This window comes from Maribacter flavus (assembly GCF_008386635.1).
Classification (GTDB): domain Bacteria; phylum Bacteroidota; class Bacteroidia; order Flavobacteriales; family Flavobacteriaceae; genus Maribacter; species Maribacter flavus.
The window spans coordinates 2,062,624-2,077,052 of sequence record NZ_VUOE01000001.1 but is presented as its reverse complement, the minus strand read 5'-3'; the positions used below and the strand labels follow the sequence as shown (position 1 = coordinate 2,077,052).

Here is a 14,429-nt window from a genome sequence, read left to right as displayed (position 1 = left end):
TCATTTACCTCAACGTGATCCGTTTTTTTAAAAATAATTGCAAGGCATCTTCCATAGGATTATGAAGACGGAACAGTTCATAGCTGATATTCTTGGAAAGGAAATCATTCATTAGTTCCTCCAGATTCGTTTCCATCAATTTTAGATATTCCTTTCTGGCATTTTTTGCCTCCACCTTCACCTTTTTTCCCGTTTCCAGGTCTTCAAATACCAGGGCACCTGAATAGTTGAACTCCAATTCATTTTCTCCCAAGACATGCAGCACGACCACCTCATTTCTAGAGGTTTTTAGATTTTGAATCCAACGGGTCAGTTCGGTACCCGCTTCGTGCATATCGGTAATGACGAACAACAATTCCTTTTGGGTGCGTTGATGTATCTTCTCCAAATCTTTCAGATTTGTGGGCCACTCCCCACCCACTTTGAGTTCGATCAGTTCGTGTAAAATACGGTTATAATGCTTTTTATGAGCTGCCGGATATACACTTCGCAATCCCGAGCTGTTAAGGGCATACAGTCCCACCATATCCCCTTGGTTGTGTGATAGATAGGCCAAGGAAGCCACCAATACCTTTACAAAATCGATTTTCCGCAGTCCGGCTTCCTCATGCAACATAGAAGCACTGCTATCCACAATGAACTTTACGTTTACCTGCGTATCAATGTCCGATTCCTTGATGTAATACCTCCCGGAACGGGCCAACATTTTCCAATCCAACAGCCGCATGTCATCCCCGGGTTGATAGCCCCTGTACTGGCTAAATTCCTGACCAGGACCTACCCGCCTACTTTGATGCGACCCAGATAAAAATCCGTCCACAATCGCACGTGCGATGAGTGCCAATCCAGATACACTGTTGATGATCTGCGGTTGAAAAAGTTCCCTGTAGTCCGTTTTCAAAGGGCAGCTATTTTACGTTTACCTTACTCTTTTCCAACAATTCCTTGGTAACGGCGTCCGAATCGATTCCTTCGGCCTCTGCCCTAAAGTTCACGATGACCCGGTGCCGCAATACGGGGAAGGCGACATGTTTCAGGTCTTCCAGAGTGACCGAAAAGCGACCTTCCTGCAAGGCCCTTGCCTTGGCGGTCAAGATCATGGCCTGCCCTGCCCGGGGTCCCGCTCCCCAACCTACCCACTGTTTAACAAAGTCGGAATTGGAAGTTTCCGGGCGTGTGGCCCGTATCAAATCGCTTACATATCCAATAAGGTCATCGCTAATGTGTACCTCGCGTACCAGCTCTTGCAAGCGGATGATTTCCGGTCCGCTGATGATTTTTTCCACTTTCGGTCTGTGGGTCCCGGTCGTATTCTTTAAAATGGTTTCTTCTTCACTTGCGGTTGGATACCCAATTTTGATATAAAAAAGAAAACGATCTTGCTGTGCTTCGGGCAGCGGAAACGTACCCGATTGTTCGATAGGGTTCTGCGTGGCCAAAATAAAAAAGGGTCGGTCCATTTCATAGGTCTTCCCTGAATAGGTTACCTCAAATTCCTGCATGGCCTCCAACAGAGCGGCTTGGGTCTTTGGCGGGGTTCTGTTGATTTCATCGGCCAAAACGATATTGGCAAAAATGGGACCCTTATTGAACTTGAAGAACTTGTTACCCGTGCTATGGTCCTCCTCCAAAATTTCAGTGCCCACGATATCCGAAGGCATCAAATCCGGCGTAAACTGGATCCTATTGAACTTTAAGTCTATTGCCTGGGAAATGGTCTTGATCAACAAGGTCTTGGCGAGTCCGGGTACCCCTTCCAAAAGGGCATGTCCCCCTGCGAGAAAAGTGATGAGCATGTGCTCAATGGTTTCTTCCTGGCCTACAATGACTTTTCCTATCTCCTTTTTTAGCAAGGGTAGTTTATCCGTCAATTTTTTTATTTCCTGCTCCGCAGCCACTAATTGTTTGTCCATGTATTCTAAATTCTGCTTAAGATGTTAATGCGTACATGACGATATTTACGCCAAATCTTGTATTATCGTTTTTATACCACCGTTTGTTTCTAAAATCATAATCCCATTCGCAGCCATAATCCTTATTGCTATACAAAACCCCTATCCTTCCATTGATTTCGATTGCCTTTAGGTATTCATGTACCAAGTCGTCGCCCCATCCGTTCAGTTCCTGGGAAGTAGTGGGCGGTCCATCCTCAAAATTGAAAAACAGGGTGTAGAGTTCATGATCATTGGGCAGTTTCACCAAGGCTTCGTTCCCGAACAACTCCCCCATTTGCCGTTCGAAGGATTTTGCAAAAAGTCCGTCGATATCGTGGTTGCAATCGTCCACGAAAACGAATCCGCCGTTATCCACATATTTTTTAAAGTTTTCCCCTTCCTTTTTGGAGAACTGTACCAATTTATGTCCGGATAGGTAACAAAAGGGACATTTAAAAATATCGTCACTGGCCAAGGGGACGATGTTTTCCACCGTATTCACCTGGAGCGTGGTGTACTCTACCAAAGAGTTCAGCAGGTTGGAAGGCATACGTTGGTCCACGTCCCAATCGCCGGACTCATATTGTAATCGGGTAAAGAAAAACTCGTTGCTCAACGGTATTTAAAAGTTTTTTAAATTTTAAACCATAGTGAAAAGAAAAACTGGTTGCAATGATAAAATGTATCGCAACCAGCTTTCAAAATTTCAAGACCTATACGGCATCCGATAAGCTCGTAAAGGTAAAGTCCCTGATTTTCATGTACGGAATCAAATTCCCGTTAATACGGACCTGTTGCCCCAAAGCTTCCAGATTGTTCAGCATAATGACCGGACTCTCATTAAAGCGGAAGTTCTTCACCGGATGTTTGATCTGTCCGTTTTCGATGTAAAACGTTCCGTCCCGAGTAAGACCGGTGTATAATAAGGTCTGCGGGTCCACCGTACGGATGTACCACAAACGGGTCACCAAAATCCCTTTTTTGGTACCTTTTATCAAATCTTCTAAAGAAGCATCGCCGCCACCCATGATGATATTGTTGGGAAACGGCACTGGCTCAACACCTTGTTCTTGCGCCCAGAAACGGTCATAGGCCAAATTTTTGACCACCCCGTTTTCGATCCAAACTGTTTTCTTCAAGGCCTGACCATCTCCGCTCCAAGTACTGGTGGGAACTTCGGGATGCAAGGGGTCTGACCATAGGTTGACCCTTTCGTCCACTATTTTTTCTCCCATTTTGGTACCACCACCTTCTTTGGACATAAAGCTCCGGCCTTCATCCGCGGTACGGGCATTTAGGGATCTTGCCATATTGCTGATCAAATCCTCGGCCGCGGCGGGTTCCAAGATAACGGTGTATTTACCGGGTTCTATAGCCTTCGCTTCCCTGGACATCACCGCCTTGCCAATGGCCACCTTGGATGCCTCGGAAGCATTGAACTTGCCTATATCGTTGAAATCCCTAGCGACCCAACCGGAACCCGTACCGTCGTTGGTACGCATGGTCACCGTAAAATCGACGTTGGAGGATTTATTGTATGCAAAAAGACCCTTGGAATTCAACATCGCACTGAAACCATAGGAATCGTCCAAAAATCCTGCTGCGGTAACATCCTTTGCCGCTGCGGGTTCAATACTATCATTGGCCACCGATGCCCTATATTCCGGGGTTATATTCGCCGTCGCTTCCACAAAGTTAATGGCCTTATCATAGCTCTGCTGCTCCAAAGGCTCCATAAACTCCGGGTTCTCCGGAGAGAGTTTCGCCAGTTCCTCCGCTCTTTTCACCACCTTTTCCAGGGAGGCATCATCAAACTCGTCAATGGTCGCAGTACCAGATTTCTTCCCAAAACTGGATTGCACCACCAAGGATTGATTGGATCTATGACCTGCCGTGGAAACGGTATTTCGGGCGTAGCGGATGTTTCCGCTCTCCTCGCCACTTAAATTTATTTCACATGTATCGGCCGTGGAAAAGCTCAACGCCTTTTCCATAATTTTTCTGGCCTCTTCTTCTGTATATATTGCCATTTCTGAAATTTTGTATTGCGTATCCTTTAAATGGTACGACCCGTGTTTATTACATTGATATCATTGAATCTGGAGGTAGAGCTACCGTGGGATACGGCGCTCACTTGGGACGGCTGCCCCTTTCCATCGAAGAAGGACCCGAACATGCGGTAATCCCCTTCATCACAAATCTTGGCACAGGAATTCCAAAATTCCTGGGTATTGGATTGGTAGGCCACATCGTTCAGCATACCAGCAATTTCCCCGTTTTTGATTTCATAGAATACCGTACCACCAAACTGGAAGTTATACCGCTGTTGATCAATGGAATACGAACCGCGTCCGGCGATATAAATACCTTTTTCCACATCCTTGACCATGTCCTTAATGGAGTACTTTTCGGTTCCCGGTTCCAAGGATACGTTTGGCATCCGCTGAAATTGGACATCGTTCCAACTTTGGGCATAGCAACATCCGTGGGATTCGTTTTGGTCAATGATGTTTACTTGATCACGAATAGCCTGATAGTTCACCAAGGTACCGTTACGGACCAAATCCCATTTTTTGGTTTTCACGCCTTCATCGTCATAGCCAACGGCACCCAAACTGCCCACTTGGGTCTTGTCCGCCACCAAGTTTACGATCTTACTTCCGTAATTGAAATCACCCGATTTCCATTTGTCCAAGGTAGCAAAACTGGTACCTGCATAATTGGCCTCATAGCCCAGGACACGGTCCAGTTCCAAGGGGTGTCCAACCGACTCATGGATGGTGAGCCCCAAATGGTTGGGCTCCAGTACTAAGTCGTATTTTCCGGGATCTACGGATTTTGCCGAAAGCATCTCCTTGGCCTGATTCGCCGCTTGGATGGCATCTTCCACGATATCATAACTTTTTCGGTAGAGGGTGATTCCAGCAGGACCTTCCAGCTTTTCCGAAGCAAGTCCGTCCATATACTCATAGCCCATCCCCATGGGCGCACTCATCGCCTGGCGGGTCTTGAACTTGCCGGCCGCCCGATCTACGGCCGTTACGCTAAATGTGGGCCAAATTCTATGTACATCCTGATCTATATAAGAACCATCCGTAGAGGCAAAATATTTTTGTTCGTTGACCATGAACAAGGCCGAATTCACAAAGTTGGCCCCGTTTTCCATGGCGGCAGCATTCGCGCTCAATAACAGGTCTACTTTTTCAGAAACCGGTACGTCCTTAAAATCCTTGGTCAAAGGTGTCTTCCAAGAAACCTCTCCATGCGCCTCCACCGGTGCCAGTTGTACGGGCTCCTTCTGGATTTTGGAGTTCGCCTTGGCAATGGCTACGGCCTGTTGGGTCGCTTTTTTGATTCCGTCCTCGGTAACGCTATTGGTGGAGGCAAAACCCCAGGTCCCATTGGCGATTACTCTTATTCCAATTCCAAAGGATTCCGTGTTCACCACGTTCTGCACCTTGTCCTCCCTTGTAAATACATATTGGTTCAAGTACCGTCCAATGCGCGCATCGGCATAGGTAGCACCCAAGGATTTGGCGGTATTCAGGGCTACATCGGCCATTTTCTTTTTTAGGACGACGTCCATACCCGGCTCCAGGAGGGCTTCTGTTTCAATCACATTGCCCATCATACTTGCGGGTACCAATAGGGAGGCCGCACCCATGCCGGACAATTGTACAAAGTTTCTTCGTTTCATTGTTTCGTCTGTTCGAGTTAATTTTTTACTTAGTCAGTATTCCCATAAGCCCATATTTCATGGGTGTCTATTTTGACACTACTTAATAGGAATAGCTCCTAAAATAGGGAATTCTACCTGTAACATCCTTGGGTATTTGGATTTTATTAAGAAGATTTTATGATATTCACATTTTTTATAGGTGCCAAATTAGAACCCTGAAACCAAGGATATGATTTATTGACGTTCCCCTATCGCAAAGTGGAATCATCGTAAATAGGGGTATTGAACGGGAGGCACAAAACAAAAGGATGCTTTTTTTGTTTTTTAGTTGGTATATGTAAAATTAGAAATTATATTTGCAGCCGCATTCCCCATAGCTATGGGGGCGTAAAGGTACCTTAGCTCAGTTGGTAGAGCAACGGACTGAAAATCCGTGTGTCCCTGGTTCGATTCCTGGAGGTACCACTTAACGCAGCGAACCCGCTCCTTCAAGAGCGGGTTTTTTATTTACCGGATTTTTGGTAAGCTTGATTGATCAAAAAAGTAGGAAAATAAAAAAGCAGCTGCCATGGGCAGCTGGGTTCGCTATTTTCAATTGTGGTTCCGATGGAACAACAAGCAAAGCGAAGTTATCTGCTGGAGGTAAGGAAAATAAAAACTTAAATCACGTTAAGTTTACCAAGGATTCAAACCCAATACTACCACCATCCCCACATTAACCGTATCTTGTATTCCTAAAAGAGCTTCTTATTTTGATACGAATCCATGAAGAAATGCCCATTGAAACACTCCAAGCCTTTTTGGCGGAGCGTCAATGGTTACAACCCAATGAAAAAATCGACCGACTTTCCAAAGCCGGGGAGGGCAATATGAACGTCGTGCTAAAAGTACACACCGATCAGCGTTCTTTTGTTCTAAAACAATCGCGTGAGTATGTACAGAAGTATCAGGACATCTCCGCCCCTATTGAACGTATCGCCGTAGAGCACGCATTTTATAGTGCTTTAAAACACCAAGACCTGCAAAAACACTTGCCAAAAATCTTGGGCTTTGATAAAGATGCCTACCTATTATATATGGAAGATTTGGGCGATTGTAAGGACATGACCTATCTATACCACCAACGGAATATTGACCAACGTCAATTGAATACCCTGGTCGAGGTACTTCACAAAATACATAGCAGCAAGGCCCCCAAGGATTTTCCCGAGAATATGGAAATGCGCCAACTCAACCACCAACACATTTTTGTGCTTCCTTTTATGGAGGACAACGGCTTCTCATTGGACACCGTTCAACAAGGACTGCAAGGTTTGGCCGCGCCCTATAAAAGTAATCCTGAATTAAAGTCGGTCATTTCCGAACTTGGAAAGAAATACCTCAGCCAAGGGGATACCCTACTGCATGGGGATTATTACCCGGGCAGTTGGATGTCCAAAAACGAGGAGATTTTTGTACTAGACCCTGAATTCGGTTTTTTGGGTTTCCCCGAATTCGATTTGGGCGTCATGGCCGCCCACCTCATCATAGCCACACACGATGCGACTTTCGTGGAAAGTTTATCCAAAACGTATCCCGGCAAGCATGACAAACCATTGGTAGCACAAATAGCCAGTGTGGAAATCATGCGTCGGCTTATCGGTCTGGCACAGCTTCCCTTGGAACGCAGTATAGAAGAAAAGGAATCACTTTTGGCCCTGGCCGAAAAACTAATACTGTCTAAATAGCTAACAATATAAAACAATCAACACTTAGTTTTTGAGATTCAAACATGGTTTTAAAATGTCAAAAAATCTATTCTGTATTTTAAAAAAGTATGTCACTTCGAGTGGATTTTTCGATTGATAATGAGAAAAATTTTTATCGAGAAGCGATATTTTTCCATCGTTTAGTTCTCGATACGATTTTTCGTGCCTCAAAATCACTCGAACTGACGATTCATTAGGTTTTTGATACATATTTGTAAATAGTTCCAATATTGAATGATAATAAGTATATTCTCTTCTTTCTAGATGACAGTCGGAAATTAGTTGACCCTAAAAGAGTATAAGCCTATGAAAAATCATCATCCAAGCCTTAGCAAATACATTGTTGTCCTTTCGTTGGTTCTAATGTTTTCATGTAAGCAAAACGAGAAGGAAACCCCGATTATACCCGCACCAAAAAATACGGCATACACCTCGGATACCCTACAACTCTCCAAAGAAGCCTATTACGATAGGGTTTTGGGGGCATTGGTGGGGTCCGCCATTGGCGATGCCATGGGCGCAAGTACCGAAATGTGGCACCGGAAGGACATTCAGCTAAAATACGGATACATCACGGGACTTACGCCCGCCGAACGCGTACAGTCCCCGGAGGGCACTTGGGAAAACAACCTCCTCCAAGGTGCCACCACCGATGATACCCGCTGGAAATTTCTCATGACGGAATATTTTACACAATCCGAAGGGGAGCCAAATGCAACTTCCTTTTCAGAATTCATCAACGACTATTACGGGCAACTTACCAAAAACCTTTCCGATACCGGCCTGGCGACCCAAACCGACCTACTCGACCAAAAAATGGAACAGATCGATTGGATCAAGGAATGGGCCCGGGTCTCACTGGCCTACCAAAATGGTATGACCGAATATACCCGTGCCCTCAACCGATTTTACGGTGGTGAGATGTCCTGTGCCGGACAGTTGTATGCGCCCATGTTCGGGTTGATCGCCAACAACACGGAGGATGCCTATGCCCTTGGGTACGAGCATTCCCTATTCGATATTGGCTATGCCAAGGATATCACCGCCAGTGTATCGGCCATGACGCATATGGCCCTAAGGACCCAAAACATGGATTCCATTTTGAACGTGGTCCCCTTTACAGATATGGAGGGCTATCAGGACAGCCGCTTGGTGGGACGGATACCTTACAACATCTGGGTAGCTTCCACAAACCAAATCCGAAGGATCAAAAAACTTAGCAAAGCAGGTGCGATCCACAACGAAAATATAGCCAACAAAATCGTCCCACCTCAAAATTATCCTGGGTCCGCCATTGATTGGGAACAACAGGAAATGTCCTATGCCTTCTTGGAAAAAGAGCAAAAAGCCATTCCCTTTCATTCCGGGGAAATCTGGCAAATCCTGATTACAGGTCTGGCCTTTGGCGAAGGTGATTTTTTAATAACGATACAATACATCGTAAACTATGGCCGGGACAATGACACTGTCGCCGCCGTGGCGGGGATGGTATTGGGTGCGAAAACCGGTTATCAAAACCTACCAAAAGAGATAAAGGAAGAGGTCGTGAAGGTAAATCGGGATCATCTGGGCATCGATTTGGAGGCCATGGCCCAAAGGATTACCGATTTAAAGTACCCTTAATCCCAAATCCGCATCACCTTACTTTCGGAAAGACTGTCTATTTTCTGTTCGGTGTCCGATGTATTCTCCAAGGTAAGTTCCGTATAATCGACATTGGGAAAGATTTGGTTCGTCATCACGTACTGACCCTTGTTCAAAAAGATTTCCAAGGAAGACTTGTCCAAAAGCATCCGGACTTCAATGGCAACGGTAGGCAAATTGGGAACGGGCATATGCTGCTTTCCGAGGACAAATTCGGGTTTAAAATCCACCTTCCCAGATTTGGAACGGTCTAATGAAAACATCTTATCCTTTTGATTTAGCTGTAATACCAGACTATCCCCCTCCGGATTGCTAAAAATCCATTTGCTGTCCAAAGCCTCCATGTGAAAACGAATCTCAGATTGGTTCCCGTATTTAAGGGGGATTTGGGTCCGCTGTTCCGGTTTAAGTGCCACGGGTGTCTCGCCATAGGAGTGCTCCACGATTTCGTCAAAATTGGCAATGGGGTAGCTATACAGTTCCAAGGTTCCGTTGTTTTTATGGAGCGAAAGGTTTCGGGGTATCGTGTTGGCACTTCGCCACACTTCGGTGGGCGTGTCACGGGCATAGTCCCAATTGCTCATCCAGCCAATGAAGATTCGTTCGTTTTCGGGTACATTATTGTATGTGACGCCTGCATAGTTGTCCCGGCCCCAGTCGACCCATTTGGCCTCTTCTTGGTCGGTCGTAAAGGTGGTGCCATCAAAATCGCCCACAAAATATTGTGTGCCGCTTCCACCGTTGGGCGCTCCAGGGTTGATACTGATGAGGAGAACCCATTTTTCGGTATCGGTCCCCTCAACGTTCAATTTGAACATATCCGGACACTCCCAGACGCCCCCGTGGGCACCTTTGTCCTTCCCAAATTCGCTTACCTTTTCCCATGCCTTTAAATCGTTGGATTGCCAAATCTGTAGGTGGTCCCCCGCTACCAAAAGCATGGTCCAGTTGTTTTTGATTTCGTTCCAAAATACCTTGGGGTCCCTAAAATCGCGCATATTGTCATTTTGAATAACAGGGTTTCCATCGAACTTTGTCCAGCTATCCCCATTGTCCAGACTATAGGCGATTCCCTGGGTCTGAAAATCATTTCTTCCCGCTTTCTCGCCCTCCATATCATGATAGGTGAAAATGGCTACCAAGGGCGGATTTTCTCCCGTTCCAAACCCCGAATTATTGTTGGTGTCCACCACCGCGGATCCAGAAAAAATCAGTCCGTGTTCATCCGGAAACAACGCTATGGGCTTATGCTCCCAATGGATCAAGTCCTTACTTGTGGCATGGCCCCAATGCATGGGCCCCCAGACGATATCATCCGGATAATATTGATAGAACAAGTGGTAGATTCCCTTATGATAAACCAAACCGTTAGGATCGTTCATCCATTTTTCCTCTGGGGAAAAATGAAACTGCGGCCGATAGGCTTCGGTGTAATTGGAAGTTACATCAGGATTTTCCATAGGTTCATTTTTGGAAGCTTCCTTGCATGCATTCAGGCACAAAAGAATCAAAAAGATAGGGAGGGTAGACTTAATCATTACGAACAATTTAAGATAGTGCAATATGCGACCTTCGCACCTAAAATACTACCTTTGTATAGATGTCGCAAAAAGTTTTATCCTTTCTGGTCTTACCGTTCCTTTTGCTTGTGCATTCCCATGCGATAAGGGCGCAACGCAGTTTGGACAACACCCTAAAATTGCTGAACAAGGAGACGGTTCCCTACATCCAACCGGAGAACCTACAACCCAATGATTCCATTGTACTCTTGGATGCCCGGGAATTGGGTGAATTTGAAGTAAGCCACTTAAAGGATGCCGTTTGGGTGGGCAATTCCGATTTCGACCCGGATAAAGTCCTGCAAACCCTTCCCCAAAAGGGACAAGCTATTGTCGTATACTGCTCCATAGGCGTACGATCCGAGGACATTGGCGAGAAACTACAGGAATTGGGCTACACCAACGTAAAGAACCTCTATGGCGGCATCTTTGAATGGAAGAACAAAAACAGAACGGTATACAATTCACAGGGTATGGAAACGGACAGTGTTCACGCCTTTAACCGTTTGTGGGGACGCTTGTTGAAAAATGGGATTAAGGTTTACCAACCCTGAACGACCAATGACGTGCCATCTTAATTTCCTAAAGAAAAAACAGTACTGACACTTGGGTATTCTACAGACCAACAAAAGCGAAAAGAACGAAAAAACCATAGATTTTACCTTGGCCAACAGCAAGAACCTGCTCCTCATCTTCACCAGAAACCCGGAACTTGGCAAGGGCAAAAGGCGCTTGGCGGCAACCTTGGGAGACCAAGCGGCTTTGGATATTTATAATTTCTTACTGGAACATACCGTAAAGATTACCTCCGGATTGTATACTGATAAAATTGTTTACTATTCCGATGAAGTCTGGGAACAGGACATTTGGGACAACAAGATATATGGAAAAAGGCTTCAGGTAGGCGACCATTTGGGCACCCGGATGCTCAATGCCTTTCAGGACGGGTTTGCCAGCGGATATGAAAAGATAATCATCATTGGGAGCGATATGTACGACCTGTCCCAAGAAGATCTGGAAGAAGCCTTTAGGGTACTAGCGCAAAACGATTTTGTCTTGGGCCCCGCAGAAGATGGCGGTTATTATCTCTTGGGTATGAAAAAGCTGAAACCTGCCCTTTTTGAAGATAAGGAGTGGGGTACGGAAACCGTTTTAAGGGATACCTTGAACGATTTGGAAAACGAAAAAAAGATACTTTTAAAAACCAAAAACGATGTAGATTATTACGAGGACATAAAGGACATACCTGCCTTTGCCCCGTTTTTAAAAAATAGATAAGCATGCAAAAGAAACAATTGGAAGAATCGGTCGCCTATTTAATATCCAAGGGATTTGAAAACCCGGAAATAGGAATCGTGCTGGGTACCGGATTGGGAAAACTGGTCGAGGAAATTCAGGATCCCATTGAAGCACATTATAACCATATCCCATTCTTTCCCCTCGCTACGGTAGAATTCCACACGGGAAAGCTTCTCTATGGCACCATCGAGGACAAAAAAGTAGTGGTCATGCAAGGCAGGTTCCACCTGTACGAAGGGTATGACTTTCTGGATATTACCTATCCCATACGCGTGATGCACCTATTGGGTATTTCCAAGCTATTCATCTCCAATGCCGCGGGAGCCATCAACCTCGATTTTAAAAAGGGCGATATGATGTTGATCGAGGACCACATCAACCTACAGGGCGGATCACCGCTGGCCTTCAAAAACGTGTCTGAATTTGGGCAACGCTTTGTGGACATGTCCCAACCTTACGACAAGGACATGCGAAAAAAGCTTTCAGAAATTGCCAAAGAACATGGCATTTCGCTAAAATCCGGCGTATATGCATCCGTGGTGGGTCCGCAGTTGGAAACCAAGGCGGAATACAGAATGCTGAAAATATTGGGTGCCGATGCCGTGGGAATGAGCACCGTGCCCGAGGTCATTGTTGCGAATCATTTGGAACTTCCCATTGTGGCCGTTTCCGTGCTGACCGATGAATGCGACCCGGACCATCTGGAGCCCGTAAACATATCCGAAATACTGGCCATCGCCGAAGCGACCGAACCCAAGATGGTAAAACTCTTCAGGGAACTGATCAAGCAGCTATAAACGTGTTTGGCCCAACCTAGAATTTTAAAATGCAAAAGGAAGTACCCAATATCAGTGTCATCATCCCCGTCCTGAACGAGGAAGACTATATACAGCGGGTATTGGCCAAGATTTTAGAGAATACCCGTACGGACCAGGTCATGGAAATCCTGGTCGTGGATGGCGGAAGCACGGATCAAACCGTTTTTTTTGCCCAAAAATTTGGGGCCCGGGTTATATCCAGCGAAAAAGGCAGGGCCAAACAAATGAACTGGGGCGCTAAAAATGCATCGGGCGATATTTTGTATTTCTTACACGTGGACAGCCTTCCGCCGCCAGGTTTCGATACACAGATACTGCAAGTCTTTGAAAAAGGAATCCCGGCAGGATGCTTCCGACTCAAATTCGATTCGCCCAGTCCCTTTCTGGGATTTTTCGCTTGGTGTACCAAAATAAACCGACCTATATGCCGTGGCGGCGACCAATCCCTCTTCGTGGACAAGGAACTTTTTGAAACGCTTGGCGGATTTGATGAAAACTACAAAGTCTACGAGGACAATGAGTTTATTGGACGATTGTACAAAAAGACGCCGTTCAAGGTCATCAATGATTATGTGGAAACTTCGGCACGAAGGTACATGGAAAAGGGAATGGTCCGCCTTCAATATCATTTCGCCATGATACACCTTAAGTATTATTTGGGCAAGGGTCCGGAAAATATATATGACTATTACAGGAAGAACATCGCCCTGTAATTACCGCTCCTCAAAATCCAGTATCACACCTTCCGAAATCCATTTGGCCAATGCCTGCCTATTGTCAGGGTCCAGAATACGTCGTTGGTCCTTTTCATTACGGATATTCCCGATCTCGATAAAGGTCATGGCCGGATGCGTCTTTTTGACCAGGAACAGGGAAGTACGGTCCTCAAAAGTTCCGGAATAGGTCCTGTTGGGCTGGTACTGTTTGTATTTCGCCTCGAAGGTCTTGTGGATACTCTCCGCCAGCCGCTTCCCATTTTGGCTCTTTTCATGATGGTAAAAGAACACATCTATATTTTGGCCTACGCTCCTGCTGTCCACATGGGTAACGATGAGCCGCTGGTAGGCACCTTTGTTCTGTTTGTACAAACCGTTCACGATATCCACACGCTGTTGCAGTCTATCCCTTTGGTTCAATGGAATGACCTTATCGGGATAGGCGACCTCGTCCCGGTCCATTTCCAGAATGCGTTCCTCGCGAATGCCATCGTTTTCATCCCTGATTATAATATATACCGATGCCCCATGTGCCAGAAGTTCCTTGGCCAAACGCAAGGTAATGTCATAGGCATACTCATCCTCCGATATGGATTTGCCCGCATACACGGCCATTGCCCCCGGGTCCGGACCACCGTGGCCGGATACCAAATAGTAGATGGCACCTTTCAGGCGTTCACTCTTGGATAGCACCGTTTTGTGCTTCTCCCCAAAAATATCGTAAGTCTTGGCCTCCACTTCCTTCACTTCCTTGGCCTGCCGCTGGATGGAGTCCACCACGGGTATGGTGTCCAAGGGCACTTTGGGAATGGCATAGGTCCTACCCTCGTACAAATGAACGCTGTCCCGTAAATTATCGAGGTTGATGTCCACAAATTCATGGTAATATTCATACGGGTTAACCCCATGTTTTCGCAAAAGGGAATAAATGCCGTCACCTTTTTCCGCAGTAACGGTGGCCAAGGTATCCTGCCCATGTACAGGGAAAAATTGGAAGGAGAAAACAAAAATAAACAAGATAAATTTCCTCAT

At 45.9% G+C, this 14,429-nt stretch carries 13 protein-coding genes and 1 tRNA gene; 7 read left to right on the top strand and 7 right to left on the bottom strand.

The annotated features are described in order from the left end of the window. Nucleotides 1-4: 4 nt before the first annotated feature. The 5 genes from F0361_RS08960 to F0361_RS08940 form a co-directional block, all read right to left on the bottom strand. The gene (locus tag F0361_RS08960) at nt 5-901 is read right to left on the bottom strand and encodes a DUF58 domain-containing protein (protein ID WP_154918100.1); all 897 of its coding nucleotides are present in this window, start codon (nt 899-901) and stop codon (nt 5-7) included. Between the two features lie 7 nt (nt 902-908). Then, complete coding sequence (locus F0361_RS08955; RefSeq protein ID WP_154918099.1) at nt 909-1,913, bottom strand: AAA family ATPase; 1,005 nt, start codon at nt 1,911-1,913, stop codon at nt 909-911. Between the two features lie 16 nt (nt 1,914-1,929). Continuing rightward, nucleotides 1,930-2,550, bottom strand: a complete 621-nt coding sequence (locus F0361_RS08950) for a DUF4159 domain-containing protein (protein ID WP_154918098.1) — start codon at nt 2,548-2,550, stop codon at nt 1,930-1,932. Nucleotides 2,551-2,647: 97 nt separating this feature from the next. Beyond that, nucleotides 2,648-3,964 (bottom strand): TldD/PmbA family protein, encoded by a 1,317-nt coding sequence (locus F0361_RS08945; RefSeq protein ID WP_154918097.1) that lies wholly within the window; start codon nt 3,962-3,964, stop codon nt 2,648-2,650. 26 nt (nt 3,965-3,990) lie between these two features. Further along, nucleotides 3,991-5,631, bottom strand: a complete 1,641-nt coding sequence (locus tag F0361_RS08940; RefSeq protein WP_154918096.1) for a TldD/PmbA family protein — start codon at nt 5,629-5,631, stop codon at nt 3,991-3,993. 374 nt (nt 5,632-6,005) lie between these two features. On the opposite strand from F0361_RS08940, the gene F0361_RS08935 reads away from it, so the two are divergent. The 3 genes from F0361_RS08935 (at nt 6,006) to F0361_RS08925 (ending at nt 8,984) form a co-directional block, all read left to right on the top strand. Beyond that, a tRNA-Phe gene (locus tag F0361_RS08935) sits at nt 6,006-6,078 on the top strand. A gap of 287 nt (nt 6,079-6,365) precedes the next feature. Beyond that, nucleotides 6,366-7,340 (top strand): phosphotransferase, encoded by a 975-nt coding sequence (locus F0361_RS08930; RefSeq protein ID WP_246160846.1) that lies wholly within the window; start codon nt 6,366-6,368, stop codon nt 7,338-7,340. A gap of 327 nt (nt 7,341-7,667) precedes the next feature. Beyond that, entirely contained in the window at nt 7,668-8,984 is a 1,317-nt protein-coding gene (locus F0361_RS08925; RefSeq protein ID WP_154918095.1) for an ADP-ribosylglycohydrolase family protein, read from the top strand. Here F0361_RS08925 and F0361_RS08920 read toward each other — a convergent pair. Beyond that, nucleotides 8,981-10,543, bottom strand: a complete 1,563-nt coding sequence (locus F0361_RS08920; protein ID WP_154918094.1) for a glycoside hydrolase family 32 protein — start codon at nt 10,541-10,543, stop codon at nt 8,981-8,983. The genes F0361_RS08925 and F0361_RS08920 overlap by 4 nt on opposite strands. A gap of 62 nt (nt 10,544-10,605) precedes the next feature. On the opposite strand from F0361_RS08920, the gene F0361_RS08915 reads away from it, so the two are divergent. Genes F0361_RS08915 through F0361_RS08900 form a run of 4 tightly spaced genes read left to right on the top strand, consistent with a single transcriptional unit; the run spans nt 10,606 to nt 13,394 of the window. Then, on the top strand, nt 10,606-11,118 hold the full coding sequence (locus tag F0361_RS08915) for a rhodanese-like domain-containing protein (RefSeq protein WP_154918093.1): 513 nt from the start codon (nt 10,606-10,608) through the stop codon (nt 11,116-11,118). A gap of 58 nt (nt 11,119-11,176) precedes the next feature. Continuing rightward, nucleotides 11,177-11,842 (top strand): TIGR04282 family arsenosugar biosynthesis glycosyltransferase, encoded by a 666-nt coding sequence (locus F0361_RS08910; RefSeq protein WP_246160863.1) that lies wholly within the window; start codon nt 11,177-11,179, stop codon nt 11,840-11,842. A gap of 2 nt (nt 11,843-11,844) precedes the next feature. Next, complete coding sequence (locus F0361_RS08905; RefSeq protein WP_154918091.1) at nt 11,845-12,660, top strand: purine-nucleoside phosphorylase; 816 nt, start codon at nt 11,845-11,847, stop codon at nt 12,658-12,660. Nucleotides 12,661-12,689: 29 nt separating this feature from the next. Then, nucleotides 12,690-13,394: a TIGR04283 family arsenosugar biosynthesis glycosyltransferase gene (locus F0361_RS08900; RefSeq protein ID WP_154918090.1), complete on the top strand. Its 705-nt coding sequence runs from the start codon at nt 12,690-12,692 to the stop codon at nt 13,392-13,394. Here the strand turns inward: F0361_RS08900 and F0361_RS08895 are convergent, their stop codons facing one another. Further along, on the bottom strand, nt 13,395-14,429 hold the full coding sequence (locus tag F0361_RS08895; RefSeq protein WP_246160862.1) for an N-acetylmuramoyl-L-alanine amidase family protein: 1,035 nt from the start codon (nt 14,427-14,429) through the stop codon (nt 13,395-13,397).